This window comes from Methylobacterium segetis, assembly GCF_004348265.1.
GTDB classification, from domain to species: Bacteria; Pseudomonadota; Alphaproteobacteria; order Rhizobiales; family Beijerinckiaceae; genus Methylobacterium; species Methylobacterium segetis.
In genome coordinates this window covers 1-18791 of record NZ_SMNT01000112.1, presented here as the reverse complement: position 1 = coordinate 18791, position 18791 = coordinate 1, and the positions used below count along the sequence as shown (strand labels likewise).

28 protein-coding genes and 1 tRNA gene are annotated in these 18791 nt (G+C 71.5%); 19 read left to right on the top strand and 10 right to left on the bottom strand.

Annotation, left to right across the window (positions count from 1 at the left end; genetic code table 11):
• Together E1J50_RS22275 and E1J50_RS22270 are read left to right on the top strand one after the other, a co-directional pair.
• The coding region (locus tag E1J50_RS22275; RefSeq protein WP_207919270.1) for a MucR family transcriptional regulator at nt 1-222 on the top strand (222 nt) is incomplete at its 5' end.
• 161 nt (nt 223-383) lie between these two features.
• On the top strand, nt 384-725 hold the full coding sequence (locus tag E1J50_RS22270; RefSeq protein ID WP_132255967.1) for a hypothetical protein: 342 nt from the start codon (nt 384-386) through the stop codon (nt 723-725).
• Between the two features lie 24 nt (nt 726-749).
• Here the strand turns inward: E1J50_RS22270 and E1J50_RS22265 are convergent, their stop codons facing one another.
• A complete protein-coding gene (locus E1J50_RS22265) occupies nt 750-1100 on the bottom strand; it encodes a hypothetical protein (protein ID WP_132255966.1) in 351 nt (116 codons plus the stop codon).
• 98 nt (nt 1101-1198) lie between these two features.
• Nucleotides 1199-1441 (bottom strand): hypothetical protein, encoded by a 243-nt coding sequence (locus E1J50_RS22260; RefSeq protein WP_132255965.1) that lies wholly within the window; start codon nt 1439-1441, stop codon nt 1199-1201.
• Nucleotides 1442-1815: 374 nt separating this feature from the next.
• Here E1J50_RS22260 and E1J50_RS22255 point away from each other — a divergent pair, with 374 nt between their 5' ends.
• Nucleotides 1816-2799 carry an oxidoreductase gene (locus E1J50_RS22255; RefSeq protein WP_132255964.1) on the top strand — a complete coding sequence of 328 codons (984 nt, stop codon included), beginning with the start codon at nt 1816-1818 and terminating at the stop codon, nt 2797-2799.
• Between the two features lie 22 nt (nt 2800-2821).
• Here E1J50_RS22255 and E1J50_RS22250 read toward each other — a convergent pair whose 3' ends face one another.
• Nucleotides 2822-3619, bottom strand: coding sequence for a fumarylacetoacetate hydrolase family protein (locus tag E1J50_RS22250; RefSeq protein ID WP_132255963.1), 798 nt, complete (start codon nt 3617-3619; stop codon nt 2822-2824).
• Between the two features lie 250 nt (nt 3620-3869).
• Here E1J50_RS22250 and E1J50_RS22245 point away from each other — a divergent pair, with 250 nt between their 5' ends.
• Nucleotides 3870-4055: a ribosome modulation factor gene (locus tag E1J50_RS22245; RefSeq protein ID WP_132255962.1), complete on the top strand. Its 186-nt coding sequence runs from the start codon at nt 3870-3872 to the stop codon at nt 4053-4055.
• Between the two features lie 367 nt (nt 4056-4422).
• Here E1J50_RS22245 and E1J50_RS22240 read toward each other — a convergent pair whose 3' ends face one another.
• Nucleotides 4423-4875 carry a hypothetical protein gene (locus tag E1J50_RS22240; RefSeq protein ID WP_132255961.1) on the bottom strand — a complete coding sequence of 151 codons (453 nt, stop codon included), beginning with the start codon at nt 4873-4875 and terminating at the stop codon, nt 4423-4425.
• A gap of 362 nt (nt 4876-5237) precedes the next feature.
• Here E1J50_RS22240 and E1J50_RS22235 point away from each other — a divergent pair, with 362 nt between their 5' ends.
• The 12 genes from E1J50_RS22235 (at nt 5238) to E1J50_RS22175 (ending at nt 14717) form a co-directional block, all read left to right on the top strand.
• Complete coding sequence (locus E1J50_RS22235; protein WP_132255960.1) at nt 5238-5588, top strand: DUF971 domain-containing protein; 351 nt, start codon at nt 5238-5240, stop codon at nt 5586-5588.
• Between the two features lie 60 nt (nt 5589-5648).
• Nucleotides 5649-7394, top strand: coding sequence for a fumarate reductase/succinate dehydrogenase flavoprotein subunit (locus E1J50_RS22230; protein WP_132255959.1), 1746 nt, complete (start codon nt 5649-5651; stop codon nt 7392-7394).
• Nucleotides 7395-7424: 30 nt separating this feature from the next.
• Nucleotides 7425-7658, top strand: coding sequence for a 4Fe-4S dicluster domain-containing protein (locus tag E1J50_RS22225; RefSeq protein WP_132255958.1), 234 nt, complete (start codon nt 7425-7427; stop codon nt 7656-7658).
• Nucleotides 7659-7666: 8 nt separating this feature from the next.
• Nucleotides 7667-8638, top strand: coding sequence for a HEAT repeat domain-containing protein (locus tag E1J50_RS22220; protein WP_132255957.1), 972 nt, complete (start codon nt 7667-7669; stop codon nt 8636-8638).
• Nucleotides 8639-8801: 163 nt separating this feature from the next.
• Nucleotides 8802-9305 (top strand): hypothetical protein, encoded by a 504-nt coding sequence (locus tag E1J50_RS22210; protein WP_132255955.1) that lies wholly within the window; start codon nt 8802-8804, stop codon nt 9303-9305.
• Nucleotides 9306-9336: 31 nt separating this feature from the next.
• Nucleotides 9337-9783 (top strand): DUF421 domain-containing protein, encoded by a 447-nt coding sequence (locus E1J50_RS22205; RefSeq protein ID WP_132255954.1) that lies wholly within the window; start codon nt 9337-9339, stop codon nt 9781-9783.
• A 249-nt stretch (nt 9784-10032) separates the two neighbouring features.
• Nucleotides 10033-11757, top strand: coding sequence for a putative bifunctional diguanylate cyclase/phosphodiesterase (locus tag E1J50_RS22200; RefSeq protein WP_132255953.1), 1725 nt, complete (start codon nt 10033-10035; stop codon nt 11755-11757).
• 18 nt (nt 11758-11775) lie between these two features.
• Complete coding sequence (locus tag E1J50_RS22195) at nt 11776-12699, top strand: BLUF domain-containing protein (RefSeq protein ID WP_132255952.1); 924 nt, start codon at nt 11776-11778, stop codon at nt 12697-12699.
• A 380-nt stretch (nt 12700-13079) separates the two neighbouring features.
• Nucleotides 13080-13328: a hypothetical protein gene (locus E1J50_RS22190; protein ID WP_132255951.1), complete on the top strand. Its 249-nt coding sequence runs from the start codon at nt 13080-13082 to the stop codon at nt 13326-13328.
• Nucleotides 13329-13457: 129 nt separating this feature from the next.
• The gene (locus E1J50_RS22185; protein WP_132255950.1) at nt 13458-13901 is read left to right on the top strand and encodes a hypothetical protein; all 444 of its coding nucleotides are present in this window, start codon (nt 13458-13460) and stop codon (nt 13899-13901) included.
• Nucleotides 13902-13908: 7 nt separating this feature from the next.
• Nucleotides 13909-14304 (top strand): phage holin family protein, encoded by a 396-nt coding sequence (locus tag E1J50_RS22180; protein ID WP_132255949.1) that lies wholly within the window; start codon nt 13909-13911, stop codon nt 14302-14304.
• Nucleotides 14301-14717, top strand: a complete 417-nt coding sequence (locus E1J50_RS22175) for a DUF3618 domain-containing protein (protein WP_132255948.1) — start codon at nt 14301-14303, stop codon at nt 14715-14717. Before E1J50_RS22180 ends, E1J50_RS22175 begins: the two co-directional genes overlap by 4 nt.
• A gap of 80 nt (nt 14718-14797) precedes the next feature.
• Here E1J50_RS22175 and E1J50_RS22170 read toward each other — a convergent pair whose 3' ends face one another.
• Nucleotides 14798-15052 carry a hypothetical protein gene (locus E1J50_RS22170; RefSeq protein WP_132255947.1) on the bottom strand — a complete coding sequence of 85 codons (255 nt, stop codon included), beginning with the start codon at nt 15050-15052 and terminating at the stop codon, nt 14798-14800.
• Between the two features lie 133 nt (nt 15053-15185).
• Between E1J50_RS22170 and E1J50_RS22165 the strand changes: the two genes are divergently transcribed.
• Together E1J50_RS22165 and E1J50_RS22160 are read left to right on the top strand one after the other, a co-directional pair.
• Nucleotides 15186-15434 (top strand): hypothetical protein, encoded by a 249-nt coding sequence (locus E1J50_RS22165; RefSeq protein WP_132255946.1) that lies wholly within the window; start codon nt 15186-15188, stop codon nt 15432-15434.
• Nucleotides 15435-15528: 94 nt separating this feature from the next.
• Nucleotides 15529-15984, top strand: coding sequence for a cupredoxin domain-containing protein (locus tag E1J50_RS22160; protein ID WP_132255945.1), 456 nt, complete (start codon nt 15529-15531; stop codon nt 15982-15984).
• A 40-nt stretch (nt 15985-16024) separates the two neighbouring features.
• Here the strand turns inward: E1J50_RS22160 and E1J50_RS22155 are convergent, their stop codons facing one another.
• A complete protein-coding gene (locus E1J50_RS22155) occupies nt 16025-16312 on the bottom strand; it encodes a hypothetical protein (protein WP_132255944.1) in 288 nt (95 codons plus the stop codon).
• A 184-nt stretch (nt 16313-16496) separates the two neighbouring features.
• On the opposite strand from E1J50_RS22155, the gene E1J50_RS22150 reads away from it, so the two are divergent.
• Complete coding sequence (locus tag E1J50_RS22150) at nt 16497-16844, top strand: GYD domain-containing protein (protein WP_165937947.1); 348 nt, start codon at nt 16497-16499, stop codon at nt 16842-16844.
• Between the two features lie 78 nt (nt 16845-16922).
• On the opposite strand, the gene E1J50_RS22145 is transcribed toward E1J50_RS22150, so the two are convergent.
• The 4 genes from E1J50_RS22145 to E1J50_RS22130 all read right to left on the bottom strand — a co-directional run.
• Nucleotides 16923-16998 (bottom strand) — tRNA-Ile (locus E1J50_RS22145).
• A gap of 84 nt (nt 16999-17082) precedes the next feature.
• A complete protein-coding gene (locus E1J50_RS22140) occupies nt 17083-17487 on the bottom strand; it encodes a hypothetical protein (protein WP_132255942.1) in 405 nt (134 codons plus the stop codon).
• Between the two features lie 168 nt (nt 17488-17655).
• A complete protein-coding gene (locus E1J50_RS22135; RefSeq protein WP_132255941.1) occupies nt 17656-18315 on the bottom strand; it encodes a 3-oxoacid CoA-transferase subunit B in 660 nt (219 codons plus the stop codon).
• 23 nt (nt 18316-18338) lie between these two features.
• A partial coding sequence (locus E1J50_RS22130; protein ID WP_132255940.1) for a CoA transferase subunit A occupies nt 18339-18791 on the bottom strand: 453 nt, incomplete at its 5' end.

Genomic DNA, 18791 nt, shown 5'->3' with positions numbered 1-18791 from the left:
GACGGCAAGCCCTACAAGACGCTCAAGCGCCATCTCTCGACCCACGGGCTCGACCCCTACAGCTACCGCCAGCGCTACGGCCTGCCCAACGACTACCCGATGGTGGCCGCCAGCTACGCCGCCCAGCGCTCGGAACTCGCCAAGTCCATCGGACTCGGCCGACCGGGCGGCCGCACCGAGGACGAGCCCAGCAAGGGCCGCCGCAGCCGCAAGGCGGCCTGAGCCGGAACTCGGGCGACGGCTCGGGATGGGGCCGGACCGGCGCGGAATCCGTGCCGCTCCCGGCTCGCCGCGGCGCCTGACGGGGCCGCCGCGAGAGCCGATCCGGACAATCCGAGCGGTTTGCTTCGTCGAACGGTGAGATCCGTCACGCAGGCTGCCGCATGCCCTGCGATCCCCTCAGCGCTCGAAATCTGGCCGGCGCCTGCGCCCTCGGCGGCCTCGTCGTGATGATGCTGGAGCCCGCGCCGAGCTGGAGCGCGGTCGCCACCGGCCTCCTCGCGCTCGCCGCGTTCGCAGTGCTTACCCTCGCGGGATCCCGGCGGCCGGCCGGGCTCGCCCCGCACCGACGCCGGATCAGCGTCGAGGTCGTCATCGAGGATCGGCCTGTGCCGGACCCACGCCTCGCGCCGCAACGGGGGCCGGGTCCCCCCGGCCCGGCCGACGCCATCGCGGCCCATCCCGCGATGCTCGCGGGTGTCCGGGCCCGGCGCGCCGCGCGATAGCGTCCGTCCAGTCCTCGCTCCGTGCTAGCGCCGCCGCTCGCTGCCGGCGCTCATGCGACCGGCGACGTCGTCGCTGGATCGCGAGGCCTGCCCGAAGATGAGCCACGCGATGCCGAAGCCGACGGCGCCGGCGATCAGCAGGCCCGTCGCGGTGGTGCCGTCGACCTCGCCCAGGGCGCGGCTGCCCTGCCTGTACGTGTCCGCGCCGCGCTTCGAGAGATCGTCCCAGGTCTCCGAGGCGCGGTCGCCGACGGTGCGGAGCGTCTCCTGCGCCTGCTGTGCCATGCCTGGGCCGCCGTCGGAGGGCCGGCCCGCGTCCGAGCCGGTCTGCCCCGACGACCGCCCGAGAGGATCGTGTGCGTGAAGGTCTGCCACGGTGTCGCCTCCCATCTCTGCCCGGCCCCCGAGGGGCCGGGACACCTCTGCCGGTCCGGCCGCGCCGGCCGGACCCTCTCGCCCCAGCCGGCCGGCCCTCAGGCCGGCGTGCCCTTGCGGCTCGTCATCTGGCTGCGATCGGTCGGCTGGTCGTTCCCGATCGCCGGATCGCCGCGCGGCCCGGTGCTCGGAATCGTGCCGCTCTGGACCGACTTGTCCGCGGCGCCGCCGAGATCGAAGCCCGGCCTATCCGCGCCGCCCGCCGGCGCACCGGCGGCCTTCGGGTCCGGCCGCTCGCTCGGCACCTTGGGCTCGATGCCCGGATCCTCTGCCTCTGACATCGCGCTGCGCCTCTTCCCTGGGACCTGTCCCGGAGCTTCGCCGGAGCTTCGTCTGCCTACCTGAATCCCGAACTCCAGGTTGTGGTTCGATGTTCCGATCGGTGGCGGGCCGCGCCGGGAGGGCGCTCGAACATTCCTTCGCCGCGGCCGAGGCCGCATCGTGGCCCGCTCCCCGCAGCAGGCTCGCGAGGCCGGCCATCATCTCGTCGCAGAGGGAGCGTTCGACGATCTCCCATCCGCCCGCCTCGATCGGACAGGCCGGACCCTCGCCCCACCCAAGCGCCGAGGGCGCGCGCGGTTCGGCCGGCCGAACCCCAGGCCCGCGAAGCGATTGTCGGAGGGGAGCCGGCGCGGGGCGCCGCAGGAGGAGCGTGATGACAGGTACAGGCCCGGCATTGGGAGACGCGCCGCCCTCGGGCTGGAAAGCCGCCGATATCCCGCCCCAGACCGGGCGGACCGCCATCATCACCGGTGCCACGAGCGGGATCGGCTTCGAGACGGCCCTGGCGCTCGCGGGGGCCGGCGCCCGGGTCGTGCTCGCGGCGCGCGACCCGGACAAGGCGGCCCGCGCCGTGGCCGCGATCCGGCGCGCCCGTCCCGGATCCCGGCCGGAGGCCCGGCCGCTCGACACGGGTAGCCTCGCCTCGGTGAACGCCTTCGCCGCCGGCTGGAGGGCCGAAGAGCAAGCCCTCGACCTGCTCGTGCTCAATGCCGGCATCGCCTCGGTGCCCCGGCGCGAGGAGACGGAGGACGGGTTCGAGCGGCAGCTCGGCACGAACTATCTCGGCCACTTCGCCCTCGCCGGGCTTCTCCTGCCGTCCCTGAGGCCGGACCCGGCCTCCCGGGTCGTCTCGGTGGCGAGCATCGCCCACCGATCCGGCCTGATCCACTTCGACGACCTGCAACTGCGCCGGACCTACGGCGCCCAGGTCGCCTACCGGCAGACGAAGCTCGCCCTCCTGATCTTCGCCCTCGAACTCGACCGCCGCCTGCGGGCCGCGGGCTCGCCGATCCGCTCGATCCCCGTCCATCCCGGGCTGGCGCGGACGGACATCACCCGGCGCGGCGATCGGGCCGGGCCCCTCGCCCGGCTCGCGGGCCGCGCGATCTTCGCCGCGATCGGCCAGTCCGCCGCCCGGGGCGCCCTGCCCCTCCTCTACGCGGCGGCGGCGCCGGCGGCGCAGGGCGGCACCTATTACGGCCCGAGCGGTTTCCGGGAGTTCCGGGGCGGCCCGGCCATCGCCGAGGTCGAGCCGCACGCGCGCGACGGGGCGGTCGCGCGCCGCCTCTGGGCGATCTCGGAAGACCTGACGGCCGTCCGCATCCCGCTCGCGCCGGCGCCCCTCCTGCCGGGGTGAGGCGCGGCCTCGCCGGGGGCGCCTACACGATCCGGATCGACAGGTCCGGCAGACCCTCGATCTGTCCCCGCAGCACGTCGCCCCGCACCACCGGGCCGACATTCTCCGGCGTGCCGGAGTAGATGATGTCGCCGGCCTTCAGCTCGAAGGCGGCGGAGAGGTTCGCGATCTGCTCGGCCACCGACCAGATCATGTCCGAGAGGTCGGCCTCCTGGCGCACGGCATCGTTCACCGAGAGCCGGATGCGGCCCCTGGTCGGGTGGCCGCCCGAGGCGACGGGCACGATCGGCGTGATCGGCGCGGACTGGTCGAAGCTCTTGCCGATCTCCCAGGGCTTCTTCTGGTCGCCCATGCCCCGCTGAAGGTCTCGGCGGGTCATGTCGAGGCCGGTGGCGTAGCCGTAGACGTGGTCGAGCGCGCGCTCCTTCGGGATGTCGCGGCCGCCGGATCTCAGCACGGCGACGAGCTCGATCTCGTGGTGGTAGTTCTTGGTCAGCGCCGGGTATGGGTGCTCGCCGACCTCCCCTTGCCCGACGACCTGGATCGCGTCGGAAGGCTTCTGGAAGAAGAAGGGCGGCTCGCGGGCCGGGTCCGAGCCCATCTCGCGGGCATGCGCCGCGTAGTTGCGGCCGATGCAGTAGATCCGCCGGACCGGGAAGAGCGTGTCCTGACCGATGACCGGGATGGTCGCCTGCGCGAGGGGGAACAGGGCCTCGCCCGCCCCCGCCGCCGAGGCGGGACGGGCGAGTGCGCCGGCAGCGAGGCCGCTGGCCGCGCCGAGGGCGGTGCCGAAGGCGTTGCGACGGGTGAAGCTGGACATCTGAGGACGATTCTCGGGCCGAGGTTCCGGGGGCGGGCACGCTATGCCAGGCCGGGCTGGCATGCCAGGGGCCGCGGGCCGGCCGTGCCGGTGCGCGGACCCGCCCCGGGCGGAGATTCAACGTCACCTAGCCTGCGACAAACTGACCGATGTCCGGCGGCTCGGGGGGCCGGTGCCGCGCCGGAACCTCGGGCGTCGCCGGTGTTGTCTTTTCAAGGCGGTTCACCGCCGGTCCGACGAGGAGGTACGCATGACCGAGGGACATCAGCCGCGGCTCGACCCGATCCTGGAAGGCGCCCATGCCCGGGCGATCGGACGGCCGAAGGACGCCTGCCCCTACCCCGCGGGCTCGTCGGAGCGGCGGGCTTGGTTCGAGGGCTATGACGGCGCGCCCGCCGACGACGGCCCCGACCTGCCGATGGATGTCGGCCGTTGAGGCCCGGCGCGGGCGGAGCCCGACCGATGGCTGACGGAAAGCGGGCCGCCCGAGGGCGGCCCGAAGTCGAGGGAGGAAACGCCCGTCAGGGACGGGTGCGGCGCCCGCATGGCGAATGCCGGGTGCCGTACGCGACCAACCGGCCCTGCGGGCCCGGGTTCCTGGAAATGATTTGTGCCGGCCTCGGGTGCGGGCGGGACGTCTGCCCCGACGGCGCCGCGGCCTCTTGACGATCCGTTAAGGGATGCGGCCCGAGACTGGCGCCGTCGCTGCGGCCTCCCGATCCGGAGGCCGAACGGCAAGCGGGCCGCGCAGCTCCGGTGATCCCACCGAACTGGCGGCCCGTTGTCGTTCGGGGACCGCCCGCTCAGCCGCGCCGGCTCAGGGCCGGGCAGCTCGCCGCGAAGGGGCCGAGCACGACGTCTCCCTGACGCGGGTTGTTGACCGTGAACGGGCTCGTTCCCTGCGTGCCGAAGAAGCCGCGGCCGAGCGCGGCGACGAAGAACTGCGTGCCGAACTCGACGTAGCAGCGGTCGAGGAGCGCCTGATAGGTGAATTGCGTGCGGGCGACGGGCTCGGCCCCTCCCCCGTAGGCCGAGCACTGGACGCTGAGATCGAGCGTGCCCGGCCGCGAGAGCCGCACGGGCGCCGAGGAGCCGGGCCGCAGGCTGATCGGCGGCCCGCCATCCTGGCTGACGACCAGCACATAGGCGGAGCGGTTGTAGATCCGCCGGGTGCAATCGGCCGAGGCGGCGCTCGCCCACCCGACGAGAACGGCCGCGGCGACGAGCGCTGAACGGAACTTCGTGTGCTGGCGCATGCCCATCCCTCTCCCTCGGCCGGCGGCGGACGCGACGTGCCGGGCCGTGATCCTGCTTGCGATCTAGGGCGCAACCCCTGCGTTCGAAGAGGCGCCGCCGTACGACGATTCCGGCGGCAACGCGGCGTGGGCCGCGCGACGGCTCGCCGGGTGCGCGCAGGCCCGCCGGCCATCGGCGTGCTGCCTCGAACGCCGCCACGCGCGGAGGGCGGGCAAGTGGCGGAGGGCGGGCAAGTGGCGGAGGGCAGGCAAGTCGCGGAGGGCAGGCAAGTCGCGGAGGGCAGGCAAGTAATTGCTATCTCGGATCGGCCGCCCGGTCCCTAATCCGTCGGCCACGACAGGCCCATGACGGATGCCGATCCATGACCCCTCCCGCCGAGCCGCCCTTCGACCCGGATGCCGTGCCGGCCGAGATCGTGCTCGCGCCCGGCGGCCGGGCGCTGCGCCTCGCTTGGCGGGACGGCGCGTCCGGGATGCTGAGCGCGGAGGCCTTGCGCCTCGGCTGCCGCTGCGCGTGGTGCACGCGGGACCGGGTCCAGGGCCGGTTCCCGGCCTCCTTCGAGGCGGCCGCGGTGACGCGCATCGACCCGATCGGCGGCTACGCCGTCCATCTCGGTTTCTCCGACGGACACGCGCGCGGCATCTATCCCTGGCCCTACCTGCGCGATCTCGCCCGCGGGAGCGCCGGCCCCGCGACCGCTGCGGCCGCCTGAGCCCGGCGATCCGCCTCCCAGTCCCGCGCGGTCGCCCGCGCCCACCCCATCAGGGCCAGAATGAGCGCTCCTCAACCCAAGACCGAGATCATCGAGACCGACATCCTCGTGATCGGCGGCGGCACCGGCGGCCCGATGGCCGCGATCAAGGCCAAGGAGGCCGATCCGAGCCTGCGCGTCGTCCTCATGGAGAAGGCGAACGTGAAGCGCTCCGGCGCGATCAGCATGGGCATGGATGGGCTCAACAACGCCGTCGTGCCGGGCTACGCGACGCCCGAGCAGTACGTGAAGGAGATCACGGTCGCCAATGACGGCATCGTCAACCAGAAGCCGGTGATGGCCTACGCGCAGGGCTCCTTCCCGATGATCCAGTACCTCGACAGGCTCGGGGTCAAGTTCGAGAAGGACGGCTCCGGCGAATACACCATGCGCAAGGTCCACCACATGGGGACCTACGTGCTGCCGATGCCCGAGGGGCACAACGTCAAGAAGGTGCTCTACCGGCAGCTCCGCCGCCTGCAGGTCGGCGTGACGAACCGCTACATGGCGACCCGGCTGCTGAAGGGACCGGACGGGCGCATCGCGGGGGCGGTCGGCGTCAACACCCGCACCTCCGAGTTCCTCGTCGTGAAGGCCAAGGCCGTGGTGCTCGCCTGCGGCGCCGCCGGGCGCCTCGGCCTGCCGGCCTCCGGCTACCTGTTCGGCACCTACGAGAACGCGGCCAATTGCGGCGACGGCTATGCCATGGCCTACCACGCCGGCGCCCAGCTCGCGAACCTCGAATGCTACCAGATCAACCCCTTGATCAAGGACTATAACGGCCCCTCCTGCGCCTACGTGACGGGGCCCTTCGGAGGCTTCACCGCCAACAACAAGGGCGAGCGCTTCATCGAGTGCGACTACTGGTCGGGCCAGATGATGCTGGAATTCTGGCGCGAATTGCAGAGCGGCAACGGGCCGGTCTTCCTCAAGATGGATCATCTGCGCGAGGAGACGATCTCCGAGATCGAGACCATCCTGCACACCAACGAGCGGCCCTCCCGCGGGCGCTTCCACGAGCGCCGCGGCAACGATTACCGCCGGCGGCCGGTCGAGATGCACATCTCGGAGATCGGCTTCTGCTCCGGCCACTCGGCCTCCGGCGTCTGGGTCGACGAGCATGCCCGCACCACGGTGCCCGGTCTCTACGCGGTCGGCGACATGGCGAGCGTGCCGCACAATTACATGCTCGGCGCCTTCGTGAACGGCGGCATCGCGGGTGCGGACGCGGCCGCCTATTGCGCGGGCACGAGCCTGGCCTCGTACGACGCGGGCGACCTCGCCGCCGAGCAGGAGCGGGTTCTGGCCCCGACGCGGCGCGAGGATGGGCTCACCCCCCACGAGATGGAGTTCAAGACCCGCCGCCTCGTCAACGATTACCTGGAGCCGCCGAAGGTGACGGCCAAGATGAGGCTCGGCCAGCGCCGCTTCGCGGAGATCCGCGAGGATCTCGGCCTCCTCTGCGCCCGCGATCCCCATGAACTGCTCCGGGCGCTCGAGATGCAGTCGATCCTCGACTGCGCCGACATGGCGGCGGCCGCCTCCCTCTACCGCACCGAGAGCCGCTGGGGCTTCTACCATCTCCGCGTCGATCATCCGGAGACGGACGACGCCGAGTGGGCCTGCCACACGGTGCTCTTCAAGGACGAGGCCGGCCGCATGGCCCACGCCAAGCGCGCGGTCGACCCCTTCATCGTGCCCGTCGCGGCCGAGGAGATGAACGCCTACCACCAGCTCCGCATCAGGATTCCAGCCGCCGCCGAGTGATCGTCACCCGTATTCCGGAGACTTGAACCCATGCCGATCATCCATCAGGCCAAGAGCGCCGCGGTCATCGTCGACGACGACAAATGCATCGCCGAGAAGGGCTGCCGGGTCTGCGTCGATGTCTGCCCGCTCGACATCCTCGCGATCGATGACACCCGCCAGAAGGCCTACATGAAATACGACGAGTGCTGGTACTGCATGCCTTGCGAGGTCGATTGCCCGACGAACGCGGTCACGGTCAACATCCCCTACCTGCTCCGCTGAGGCTCGCGATGGCATCTCCGTTCGAGACCTTCGACGACGATCTGGAGGATCTGTCCGGGCGCTGCGCGGATCCCGATCCCGGGATCCGCTGCGTCGCCGTGATGGAGCTCGCCGAAGCCGTCGGCCCCGAGGCGACGATCCTCCTGCTGAAGGGGCTGGCCGATCCCGATGCCGCGGTCCGCGCGGCCGCCGCCCGCGCCCTCGACGAGCATGACGGGCCGGAGGTGGTCGAGGGGCTCGTGCGCTCGCTGGAGGACGCGGACGAGGCGGTCCGCCAGATCGCCGCCGAGACGCTCGCCGAGAAGAAGGAGCCGGCCTGCGGGCCGCTCCTGATCGAACGGGCCGAGCACGCCGACCCCTTCGTCCAGGCCGCGGCGCTCCGCGCGCTGCGGGACCTCGTGCTGCCGGACGCGCTGGCGGCCGCGCTCCGCGCGCTGCGCAGCCCGGTGCCGGAGGTGCGCCGCGAGGGCCTCGGCGTGATCGGCTACCTCAAGGCCGAGGAGGCGCTGCCCGCCCTTATCGCCACCGCCGGGGACCCGGACGCGAGCGTGCGCCGCGCCACCATGGCGGCCCTCGTCTTCCTGCGGCCCGGCGGACCGGGCGTCCCGACCCTGCTCGCCGGCCTCGGGGACGCGAACTGGCAGGTCCGCGAGCAAGTCGCGGTCTCGGCCGCCAAGATCCGGCTGCCGGAGGCCGTCGACCCGCTGATCGCGGCCATGGACGATCCGGTCTGGCAGGTGCGCACCAAGGCGGCGAACGCGCTCGGCCGCATCAAGGCCCGTTCGGCCGTCGACGTGCTCGGGCGGGCGCTCGCCTCCGATGTGAGCAACCTGCGCAAGGAGGCCGCCGCGGCGCTCGGCGAGATCGCCGACCCGCGCGGCCTCGCCGCCCTCGAAATCCATGCCGAGGATCCCGATCCCGACGTACGCAAGCTCGTCCGCTGGGCGATCGGCCGCTGCAGGGCCGAGGCGTCGGTCTAGGGGCCCGGGCAGCCCCTCAGGTCGCCGCACCGTCGCATCCGCCACGGTTCCGATCGGCTCCCAGACCGGTGCCGGCCGGGCTGCGCGCCGTCGTCGCAGCCTCTGATAGGTTTCGCCTCACCCTGGGTTGTAGCCATCGGCCACACTCGGGAGACCGCGCCGCATGATCAGTTCGACGGAGGCGACGCAGACGCAGATCGAGCCCAATCCGGGCTTCGAGAGGCATTGGAGCCGCGCCCAGTCGGTGCTGCAGAGCCTGATCGCCCTCGTCGTCGTCGCGGGTCTGGTCGGCCTGTTCGGTCAGGGTTGGCTCTCGCGCATGACGCGGACCTTCCCTACGCAACCGCTCACCGTGACCTACGAACGCCTCCTGCGGGCGAATGCGCCGGCCGAGATGAAGGTGTCCGCGACGCAGCCGCTGCCCGGCGACATGCTGCGCGTCGAGATCGGCGCCGATCTCCTCGATCACGTCTCGATCAACGCGACCCAGCCGCGCGCCGCCTCCGTCGATGCCACGCCCGACGGCGTGACCTACACGTTCCGGCTCGGGCCGGAGCGGCAGGGCAGCGTGCTCTTCAAGCTGGCCCCGAGCCGCGTCGGCCGCGTCGACGGCTCGATCTCCGCCCAGGGCGAGCGGCTGAGCCTGCCGCTCTTCATCTATCCCTGACGAACCTTCGAGACCGCGGAGAGACGCGCCCATGGACATCGTTCTTCGCGCCGCCCTGATGTATCTCGTCGTGCTGATCCTGCTGCGGCTCTCGACCCAGAGGATCATGCGCTCGGCCACGCCCCTCGACATGGTGGTGATCTTCTTCTTCGGCGGGATGGCCGTTCCCCCGATCCTCGGCGACGATCGCTCGGTGACGGGAGCCATCCTCGCCCTCTGCACGATCGCCGGGCTGCACACCCTGCTGTCGGCGCTGAAGCGCGTCTGGCCGACCATCGGCATGGTCACGGAGGGCAATCCCGTCGTGATCTATTCCGATGGCCGCTGGGATCAGTCGCAGATGCGGCATCGGCGGATCGACGCGCGCGACGTGATGGCGGAGATGCGCCAGCAGGGCATCACGAACCTCGACGACGTGCAATCGGCCATCATCGAGCATACGGGCGCCATCACCGTCGTCCCGAAGCGGCGCTCCTGAGGCGTGCGCGCGCCGATTTGGGCCGTCCTCCCGTATCCACGCTGCGAACGGCGGCACCGTCTTCGAGGGCCGCAGGAGCGGCGCCGGGACGCTTCGGAAACAAACCGACATAACATAGATCAATTGAGTAAACTGTGTGGATGGAGAGCACCTTATTTGAAAATTAACAACAGGATGCTGTGATGCTGGCCTGATACGGCGCGCTTATTCATTCTGCGTACGCTGAGCGGCACCCGGGTCGATCACAGAATGCCTCCATCCCTTCGCGCCCTCCCCGCTCTGCAGGTGGGTTTCGATCCGGCGGGCGGCGACCGCGCCCGACCCGCTCCGGCGCTGCTGGCCGGGCTCAACGCCCTTCCGCAGGGGCTGCTGCTGATCGACCGCCTCGGCCGCATCATCCTCCGCACGGATCGCGTGACGCATCTTCTCGGCCTGCCGGGCGAGGAGACGCCCGACCGGGTATCGTCGCGGCAGATCCTGTTCGCCCTGCGCCTCGCCCCGCGGGATGGTCGGCGCGCCCTTGCGCGGCAGCTGCGCTGCACCCTGGAGCAGCGCAGATCGGCCGCCTTCGAGCTCGCCATCGAGACGGCCTGCCTCGAAATCGAACTCCATCCGGTCGACGACGGGGGCTGGTCCGTCAGCGTGGCGGATGTCAGCCTGAGGCGCGCGGCCGAGGCCCAGGCCGAGGAGCGCGCGCGCATCGATCCGCTGACCGGGCTGCCGAACCGCCTGCTCCTGCGCGAGCACCTCGACGAGGCGCTCGCACGCCTGGCGCGGTCGGGCGAGGGCTGCGCCCTGCTGGTGATCGATCTCGACCGGTTCAAGCCGGTCAACGACACGCTCGGTCACCCGGTCGGCGACGCCCTGCTCGTCAAGGTCGCCGAGCGCCTGCGATCGACGCTCCGGGCGACCGACACGGTTGCACGGATCGGCGGCGACGAGTTCGTCATCCTCCAGACGGCCGTGTCCAACCCGGGCGACACGCAGGCCCTCGCGCGCCGCCTCGTGGACCTCGTCGGCCGGACCTACATGGTGGACGGCCACCTTCTCACTATCGGCGCGAGCGTCGGCGTCGCCTTCGCGCCGGACGACGGACGGGATGCCGACAGGCTCCTCAAGAATGCGGACCTCGCCCTCTACCGCGCCAAGCTCGACGGGCGCGGCACCTACCGGTTCTTCGAGCCCGAGATGGACGCGCGCATGCAGGCGCGCCGGCAGATGGAGCTCGACATGCGGCAGGCTCTCGCCCGCCGGGAGTTCCAGCTGCACTACCAGCCGCAGCTCAACCTGGAGACCAACCAGCTGACCGGCTGCGAGGCGCTGATCCGCTGGCGGCATCCCGAACGCGGCATGGTCTCGCCGGCCGAGTTCATCCCGCTCGCCGAGGAGATCGGGCTGATCGTCCCGATCGGCGAGTGGGTCATGCGCCAGGCCTGCCGGGACGCCGCCGCTTGGCCGGTGCCGCTCTCGATCGCGGTCAACGTCTCGCCGGCGCAGTTCAAGAGCGATCGCCTCGTCGAGATGATCCTGTCGGCGCTGGCGAGCTCCGGGCTGCCGGCGCCGCGGCTCGAGGTCGAGATCACGGAGGGTGTGCTCCTGCAGGAGGGCGAGAAGACGCTGCAGACGCTTCACCGCCTGCGCGACCTCGGGGTCCGGGTCTCGATGGACGATTTCGGCACCGGCTACTCGAGCTTGAGCTACCTGCGCTCGTTTCCCTTCGACAAGATCAAGATCGACCGGTCCTTCGTGAAGGATCTCGCGTCGAAGCCCGATGGCGACGCCATCATCCGGGCCATCGCCGGGCTCGGGAAGAGCCTCGGCATGACGACGGTCGCGGAGGGCGTCGAGACCTCCGAGCAGATGCAGCGTATCCGGGCGGAGGGCTGCACGGACGTCCAGGGCTACCTCATCAGCCGGCCGGTTCCGGCCAACGACCTCGTGGCGCTCCTGACGCGCCAGCGCTCCCCCGCCTGACCCGATCGGAGCTCGACCATGAGCGACCTCTACCGCCTCGTCTACGCCAGCAAGAACCTGCTGCCGGGCTCCGACGCGGACGCCGCCGCCTCCGTGGCGCAGATCCTCGCGACCTCCCAGCGCAACAATCCCGCGGCCGGCGTCACCGGCGCGCTGATGTTCAATGCGGGGGCCTTCGCGCAGGTGCTGGAGGGGCCGCGCAGGGGCGTGGAGGATACGTTCGAGCGCATCCAGCGCGACATGCGCCACGGCGACGTCACCGTCCTGCAATGCGGCCCGGTCGAGAGCCGCGGCTTCGCGAACTGGTCGATGGCCTTCGTGGGCCATTCGGCGCAGGGCCGCTCGCGCTGGAGCGGGCTCGCGGCCGAGAGCGGCTTCGACCTCTCGCGCCTCGACGGCGACGCCGTCTTCGCCATGCTGCACGGCCTCGTCCTGGAGGAGGAAGGTCTGGCCGCGGCTCCCGCCCCGGCGCGGGAGGAGCCCGACCTCGGCCCCGCTCCGGCCGCGCTCGACGTGACGCGGGTCCGGGCCGAGATCGGCGAGATCTGGTCCGATCTCGGGACCGCGCAAGAGACTGGGCAACAGACCGGGCAGGCGCCCCGCGCCGGGGCGCAGCGGGACGCGGTGGCGCGCCGGCAACCGCGCGGCGCGAGCGAGGCGGCGCTCATCATCCTGAAGGCGGCGCTCGCGAGCGAGCGCGAGCGCACGAGCGCCCTGCGCAACGAACTCGACGATGCCCAGGTCGATCTCGCCACCGCCCGGGACCAGCTCGCCGTCCTGCGCGAGGAGCGCGACCGCTGGGTCGAGCGCGCACGCCTGCTCGCGGCGGCCCTCTGCGAAGAGGCGGTCGCGATCGGGGCCGCGCGCGGCGACGAGGCCGGCGCCGTCTCGCAGCCGGGACAGGCGCCGGGGAAGGCTGGATCGGCGCGCAACGCGGCCTGACGAAGGATTGGGCCGGCAGTCGCGCCCTCGAGCGGCCGGTCCGGCTCGGCAGGCCGAAGCCTGCCCTGCGCCGGGCTCCGTGCCGACGCTGCCACCGGCGCGGTCGGGACCCCCGATCCGCGGGGCAGGGCCGCATCCGGGCGGCCGGGGCTAGCGGAGCCTGTTCCGGCTCCTATCTGCGTCTCACCGGGCACCTGCAGGCGAGAGGCGGATCGCGATGAAGCCTGGGCCGTCCTGACCGGGATCGTCAGATGGCTCCTGATCGGAGGCGCGCTGGCCTGCGCCCTCTGGATCGCCTTTCACCTCCGATGAGGCCCGGGAGAGGTTCGTGAAATGAGCGGCATCCGCCGAGCTTGGCGGATCAGTGTTGGGAGATCGACGTGGCGTCACGCCTCGAGGAGTTGAAGGGCGATCCGGCGTTTCGGCAAGCCGTGCAGGCGGTGCGGGGGGCTGCGAGCACCCTGAGCGGCCGAGCCGTCACGCACGAGGAGGCGGAGCTTCTGGTCAGCTTCGCGCTCGCGACCTTCGCGAATGCCGGAGGCTTGGCCGAGCCGAGCCTCAGCCGGTTGGCCCGCTTCTGCGAGAGGCTTGGGGCCGAGGCGAAGTTCGAGAGCCTCGCACGGCATTGAGCGAGCCGCTGGCCGGCCCCGGTCCGGCCTGAGCGTGGTCACCTTCGCCGTTGCTGCCGACCCGGCGGAACTGCTTGCCGCGCCTGTTGTTTGTCTTGCCTCAAGGATGCGGCATGAAGGAGACGCGTGATGCTCGATGTCGGGACGGATCGGACGGCTGATCCCGTCGATGCCGGGGCGGAGAGCCCCGCCGGGTTCGCTCAGGCCGTCCGCGGGCAGACGCAGAGCTACATCGAGAAGCGTAAGAGCGACGTCGCCCGGGCCGTCGCGGACGTCGCGGGCGCCATCCGCACGAGCGGGGACGGGTTCTCTGACAGCCCGAACGTGAAGGCCTTCTTCGACAATGCGGCCGACGGGGTCGAGGAATTCTCCGCCGGGATCGAGCGGCGCACGGCCGCCGAACTCTACGATGAGGTGGACGCGGCCATCCGCCGTCGCCCCGGCGTCGCCGTGGCCGCGGCGGTGCTGGCCGGCTTCGCGCTCTACCGTGTCCTGAAGCCGTCCGGGTTGCGGCCGATCCCGCGCTCGCACGCCGTCGTGCCCGCGGACGTCTTCCCCACGCCGGACCTGTGAGGCATCGATGGCCACCGCGCAGACCCGGAGCATCCCGTCCCTCATCGGCGCCGCGATCCGCGAGACGCAGGATCTGGTGGGCAAGGAGATCGCCCTCTTCCGCCGGGAGATGGGCGAGGGGCTGGAGCGCTTCGCCCTCGGCATCAGCCTCTTCGTGGCGGCGGCGGTCTTCGCGCTCACCGCGGTGCTCGTCTTCATCCTCGCCGCGGTGAAGGCGCTCGCCGTCCTCCTGAATTCCGAGGCGCTGGCGGCCCTCATCGTGGGCGGGCTCTTCGCCGCCGTGGCCCTCGCGCTCGCGCTGTGGGGTCGCAGCAAGGCATCCGCATCGAGCCTCGAGCCCGCCCGGACCGAGCGGCAGGTCCAGGAGGATGCACGGATCATCACGGAGCGCATGGACGCATGAGCAGATCGGCCGACGAGCTGGAGCACGACGTCGAGGCGAGCCGCGAGCGGCTCGATCAGACGCTCGGGGCCCTTCAATCCCGCCTGACCGCGCCCGGCTTCGCCAGGGACCTCGCGGGGCTGCGGCAATCGAGCCGCACGCTGAACGAGGGCTTCGGGCAGCTTGCCGCGACGATCCGCGCCTACCCGCTCCCGGCCCTCCTGATCGGTGCGGGCCTGAGCCTCCTCGTCTACGACGAGATCCGGCGATCCGGCCGGGGCCGCCGCCCCGTCTTCGAGCCGGGTCCGGTCGCCCGGCGGCCGGACAGGGACCTTCCCGAGAACGAGCGTGCGCGCGCGGACCAGCGCCTCGACGAAGGCGTGGAGGAGAGTTTCCCCGGCAGCGACCCGGTCTCGGTGCGGATCACGAAATAGGCGTCGCCCGCCCCGCCAAGGGGCGGCGAGGCCCGCTTACAGTCGCGCCCTGCGGGCGGGATCGGCCGCCGGATCTCCCCTCAGCCGCCCTGCAGGCTCTCGGCGAAATCGTCCGGCACCTCGCCGAACTGCGCGAGGATGGTGGCGCTCTCCAGTTCTCCCGTCTCGTCGTCGGCCACGACCTTGAGCGCCGCCGTGCCCGGGAACCGGCCAGCCATGGCCTCGGCCTTCTTCAGCGCGCCGCTCTCGGTCCCCGTCACCTCGCGGTCGCCCGGCGTCAGGCGCTTCCGCTTCAGCACGAAGGTCTGCACCACGTAGGTCGTCTTCATCGCCATGCTCGATCGCCCCAACGTCCCGGAATGGGCTCGACGCCCTTTGCCCTCGTGCCGGACGCTCTACACCTTGAGCCGGCGAGGCGCGACCGGCGTTGCCGACGACAGGGAGCTCAGCGCACGGATGGAGCAGGACATGAACACCAACGATCCGGACACCCTCGACGACCTGTCGCGCCTTCACGCGAAGATGGTGGCGATGGAGCTCGTGCTCGGCGTCCTGATCGGACGGCTGTCGGAGGAGAATCCGGAGGTTCGGGAGGACGTGAAGCGGGACGTCTCGGTGCTGCTGGCCGACATGGCGGGCGGCAGCCCGAGCGAGGAACTGATCGTCGAGGAGGTGCGCCGGGCGGCGGACAGGCTGACGAGCGTCGCGGTCGGCTGAGCCCTCCGGCAGCGTCGGGACGTCGCGTCCAGGAACTCCCGGATCGCCGGGCTTCTTGGCCCTGGGCCTCCCCACGGAATCCTTGGAGCCCGATATGTCGCGAATCCCACTGCTCGCCCTCGGCGCGATCGGCGCCTTATGCGCGGCCGGCCCCGCCTGGGCGGAAGGCAAGCCCCTGCCCCCGCCCGCCAGCAGCGCCATGCCGCCGGTCGAGCTGACCATCACCCTGGACAACGGCAAGCCGGTCTGCGCGCCGGCCGAGGTGCTGCTGCCGGCCGACACGAACGTGGAACTCCACGTCGTCAGCCAGGCGAGCGCACCCGTGACGATCACGATGGGCGACCAGTTCGAGAACGGCCGCGTGCTGCACGCCGACGGCGATCTCATCCACGTGATGAGCGAGAAGGGCTACCTCGTGAAGCAGAACGGCAAGGGGACGCTGCGCCTGCGGACGATGAAGGCGGGCAGCCAGGACTACGCCTGCACGAGCACGAAGAACCAGGACGCGCCCTTCAAGGGCAAGCTAACCCTGACGCCGCCGGCGAATTGAGACTGAGCCTCGGCCGCGAGGGTGGGGCCCGGCCCCGCCCTCACTCGCCGGAACGGACCGGCCCGTAGAGCCTCGCGATGCCGCGGCGGTAATCCTCCAGCGTCATCTGGTCGATCGCCTTGTCGGCGGATCCGCGCAGATGCCCGACCAGGTCGAGCCCGTGCGATTTCCCGTCCGCGTAGAAGTGGCCGTCATCCGTCCAGCTGAGAAGCGCGTCCATGCCTTCGACGAGGCCTTCCCAGGGATGAACCCGGTCGCCGCGCCTCCTGACCGGCCCGGCCGTGCGGCCGCTGCGGGTCCGGTAGAGCAGTCCATTCTGCAACTTCATCCCGAGTCAGGTGCGGTGTCGGCGCGCGCGATCAAGGATCTGCGTCCAAATGTGCGCGCCATTGCCATCGTCCGCGGCCCGCCACCGCCGCTGCGCAAGCGTACGGACCCGCCGGGAGCGTGGGCGGTGCGCTAAAACCGGTTCGGCCCCGCGCGTCGCAGCGGGCCGAACACGGGAGGAAGCTATGCCGCTGTTCATCACACAGGGACGCTTCACGACGGAGGCCGTCAGGGGCATGATGGCCAACCCCGAGAACCGCGAGGAGGCTGTCCGCGACCTGATCGTGCGGTCGGGGGGCAAGCTCCTGAACTATTACATGACCTTCGGAGAACACGACTTCCTCATCATCGCGGAGGGGCCGACCGAGGGCATGGCAACCTCGGTCCTCGTCGCCGCCGCGGGAGGCGCCATCACCGACATGACGACCTCGCTGGCGATGACCACGCGCGAGATGGAGGACGCGTTCCAGCGCGCGCGCGAGGTGGCCGGCACCTACAAGCCTGCAGGCGCGCCGCGGGGCTCCGTTCTCTGAGCCTCGGGCGCCAGGCGTCTCGCCGGCGAACCTGCGGTTCCCGGCGGGACCATCTCCGTCGACGGAGGGAGGCGGGTATGGTGGGCCCGGCAGGACTCGAACCTGCAACCAGACCGTTATGAGCGGTCGGCTCTAACCATTGAGCTACAGGCCCGGCCGGGGAGCGCCGCCATGGGCGCCCGCGGTGCCCGCCTGTTTAGCCGGAAGCGGGCGCCGCGTCATCACCTGCAGGGCCGCCTCAGGCCGGCTGCAGGGCCGTGTCGAACAGGAAGCCGTCGACGGCCGGAATCGTCACCGAGAGGCCCGCGCCGTAGGCGGCCTTGCTCAGGCGCCACGGCCGCTCCGCCCGCGCCCGGATCGCCTCGGAGGGGCGCAGGCGCCGGCTCGTGCCGTCCTCGCCCACCTCCTCGATCGTCAGGAAGCCGTAGACCTGGAGGCGCGAGGCGGTCAGCTTGGTGTCGCGGTCGCCCGCCGCCACCGCAAGGCTGCCCGTGGCGTAGACCGCATCCATCAGCGCGCGCTGGTCGCTCCGACGCTTGGCCTGGCCCTCGCGCAGGCCCGACGGGCGGGGTCCCGCCGTGCCGGCCGGTGGCGAGCGCCGGAAGGGCACGACATTGTCCATCGCCGTCGATACGCGACCCATACGCACTCACCCTCGTGCCCGGCTGCAACAGGGCCGGGCGGTGGCACGCGTCGCTTCGCTGTCCCGGCGGTCGGGAGCATTCGACGAATCGGCTTAATCTTCGCTTAGCCCTGTCGGGGGCCGCCCCGGCGGAAACGTCCCGAAACGGGCCGCCCCGCCGGCTGAGCGTCAGGCGAGCGCGACCGTGTAGGCGGCCTCGGTCTTGGCGCGGATCTCGTCCTCGCTCACGCCGTCGGCGAGCTCGATCAGCCGCATGCCGCCCGCGCCCTTCTTGTCGATCGTGAACACGCCGAGATCGGTGATCACGAGGTCGACGACATGCGTGCCGGTGAGCGGCAGGTCGCAGGCCTTGAGAAGCTTGGCGCTCTCCGAGCCGTCCTTGTTCCTGGCGACGTGCTCCATCACCACGACGACGCGCTTCACGCCCGCCACGAGGTCCATGGCGCCGCCCATCCCCTTCACCATCTTGCCGGGGATCATCCAGTTGGCGAGATCCCCGTTCTCGGCCACCTGCATGGCGCCGAGGATCGACAGGTCGATGTGGCCGCCGCGGATCATCCCGAAGGAATCGGCCGAGGTGAAGTAGCTCGTCGTGGGCAGGGCCGTGATCGTCTGCTTGCCGGCGTTTATCAGGTCCGGGTCCTCCTCGCCCTCGTAGGGAAAGGGGCCCATGCCGAGCATGCCGTTCTCCGATTGCAGCTGAACCGACATGCCCTCGGGGATGAAGTTCGACACGAGCGTCGGGATGCCGATGCCGAGATTCACGTAGAAGCCGTCCTCGAGCTCGCGCGCGGCGCGCGCCGCCATCTGGTCGCGGGTCCAGGCCATGATGCGTCTCTCCTTCCCGAACGTCAGACCGCGCCGCCGCCGGCCGCGGCCGGGGCGGCGTCGGCGCGCTTGCGCGTGGTGCGCTGCTCGATGCGCTTCTCGCGGATCGGCACGTGGATGATGCGGCCGACATAGATGCCGGGCGTGTGGATGTGGTCGGGGTCGATCGCGCCCGGCTCGACGAGATGCTCGACCTGCGCCACCGTGACGGCGGCGGCGGTCGCCATCATCGGGTTGAAGTTGCGCGCGGTCTTCCGGTAGGCGAGGTTCCCCTCGGTATCCCCGCGGTAGGCGTGGACGAGGGCGAGGTCGGCCACGAGGCCGCGCTCCATCACGAAGTGCTCGCCGTCGAACTCGCGGACCTCCTTGCCCTCGGCGACCTTGGTGCCGACGCCGGTCTTCGTGAAGAAGGCCGGGATGCCCGCGCCCCCGGCGCGGATGCGCTCGGCGAGCGTCCCCTGCGGGTTGAACTCGAT

Coding starts and splice junctions, on each gene's coding strand:
- E1J50_RS22270 (WP_132255967.1), top strand. CDS start 384: ATGCCCTGCGATCCCCTCAGCGCTCGAAATCTGGCCGGCGCCTGCGCC.
- E1J50_RS22160 (WP_132255945.1), top strand. CDS start 15,529: ATGTCGCGAATCCCACTGCTCGCCCTCGGCGCGATCGGCGCCTTATGC.
- E1J50_RS22175 (WP_132255948.1), top strand. CDS start 14,301: ATGAGCAGATCGGCCGACGAGCTGGAGCACGACGTCGAGGCGAGCCGC.
- E1J50_RS22170 (WP_132255947.1), bottom strand. CDS start 15,052: ATGGCGATGAAGACGACCTACGTGGTGCAGACCTTCGTGCTGAAGCGG.
- E1J50_RS22140 (WP_132255942.1), bottom strand. CDS start 17,487: ATGGGTCGCGTATCGACGGCGATGGACAATGTCGTGCCCTTCCGGCGC.
- E1J50_RS22200 (WP_132255953.1), top strand. CDS start 10,033: ATGCCTCCATCCCTTCGCGCCCTCCCCGCTCTGCAGGTGGGTTTCGAT.
- E1J50_RS22240 (WP_132255961.1), bottom strand. CDS start 4,875: ATGCGCCAGCACACGAAGTTCCGTTCAGCGCTCGTCGCCGCGGCCGTT.
- E1J50_RS22165 (WP_132255946.1), top strand. CDS start 15,186: ATGAACACCAACGATCCGGACACCCTCGACGACCTGTCGCGCCTTCAC.
- E1J50_RS22135 (WP_132255941.1), bottom strand. CDS start 18,315: ATGGCCTGGACCCGCGACCAGATGGCGGCGCGCGCCGCGCGCGAGCTC.
- E1J50_RS22245 (WP_132255962.1), top strand. CDS start 3,870: ATGACCGAGGGACATCAGCCGCGGCTCGACCCGATCCTGGAAGGCGCC.
- E1J50_RS22260 (WP_132255965.1), bottom strand. CDS start 1,441: ATGTCAGAGGCAGAGGATCCGGGCATCGAGCCCAAGGTGCCGAGCGAG.
- E1J50_RS22150 (WP_165937947.1), top strand. CDS start 16,497: ATGCCGCTGTTCATCACACAGGGACGCTTCACGACGGAGGCCGTCAGG.
- E1J50_RS22205 (WP_132255954.1), top strand. CDS start 9,337: ATGGACATCGTTCTTCGCGCCGCCCTGATGTATCTCGTCGTGCTGATC.
- E1J50_RS22225 (WP_132255958.1), top strand. CDS start 7,425: ATGCCGATCATCCATCAGGCCAAGAGCGCCGCGGTCATCGTCGACGAC.
- E1J50_RS22255 (WP_132255964.1), top strand. CDS start 1,816: ATGACAGGTACAGGCCCGGCATTGGGAGACGCGCCGCCCTCGGGCTGG.
- E1J50_RS22210 (WP_132255955.1), top strand. CDS start 8,802: ATGATCAGTTCGACGGAGGCGACGCAGACGCAGATCGAGCCCAATCCG.
- E1J50_RS22155 (WP_132255944.1), bottom strand. CDS start 16,312: ATGAAGTTGCAGAATGGACTGCTCTACCGGACCCGCAGCGGCCGCACG.
- E1J50_RS22180 (WP_132255949.1), top strand. CDS start 13,909: ATGGCCACCGCGCAGACCCGGAGCATCCCGTCCCTCATCGGCGCCGCG.
- E1J50_RS22250 (WP_132255963.1), bottom strand. CDS start 3,619: ATGTCCAGCTTCACCCGTCGCAACGCCTTCGGCACCGCCCTCGGCGCG.
- E1J50_RS22235 (WP_132255960.1), top strand. CDS start 5,238: ATGACCCCTCCCGCCGAGCCGCCCTTCGACCCGGATGCCGTGCCGGCC.
- E1J50_RS22220 (WP_132255957.1), top strand. CDS start 7,667: ATGGCATCTCCGTTCGAGACCTTCGACGACGATCTGGAGGATCTGTCC.
- E1J50_RS22185 (WP_132255950.1), top strand. CDS start 13,458: ATGCTCGATGTCGGGACGGATCGGACGGCTGATCCCGTCGATGCCGGG.
- E1J50_RS22230 (WP_132255959.1), top strand. CDS start 5,649: ATGAGCGCTCCTCAACCCAAGACCGAGATCATCGAGACCGACATCCTC.
- E1J50_RS22195 (WP_132255952.1), top strand. CDS start 11,776: ATGAGCGACCTCTACCGCCTCGTCTACGCCAGCAAGAACCTGCTGCCG.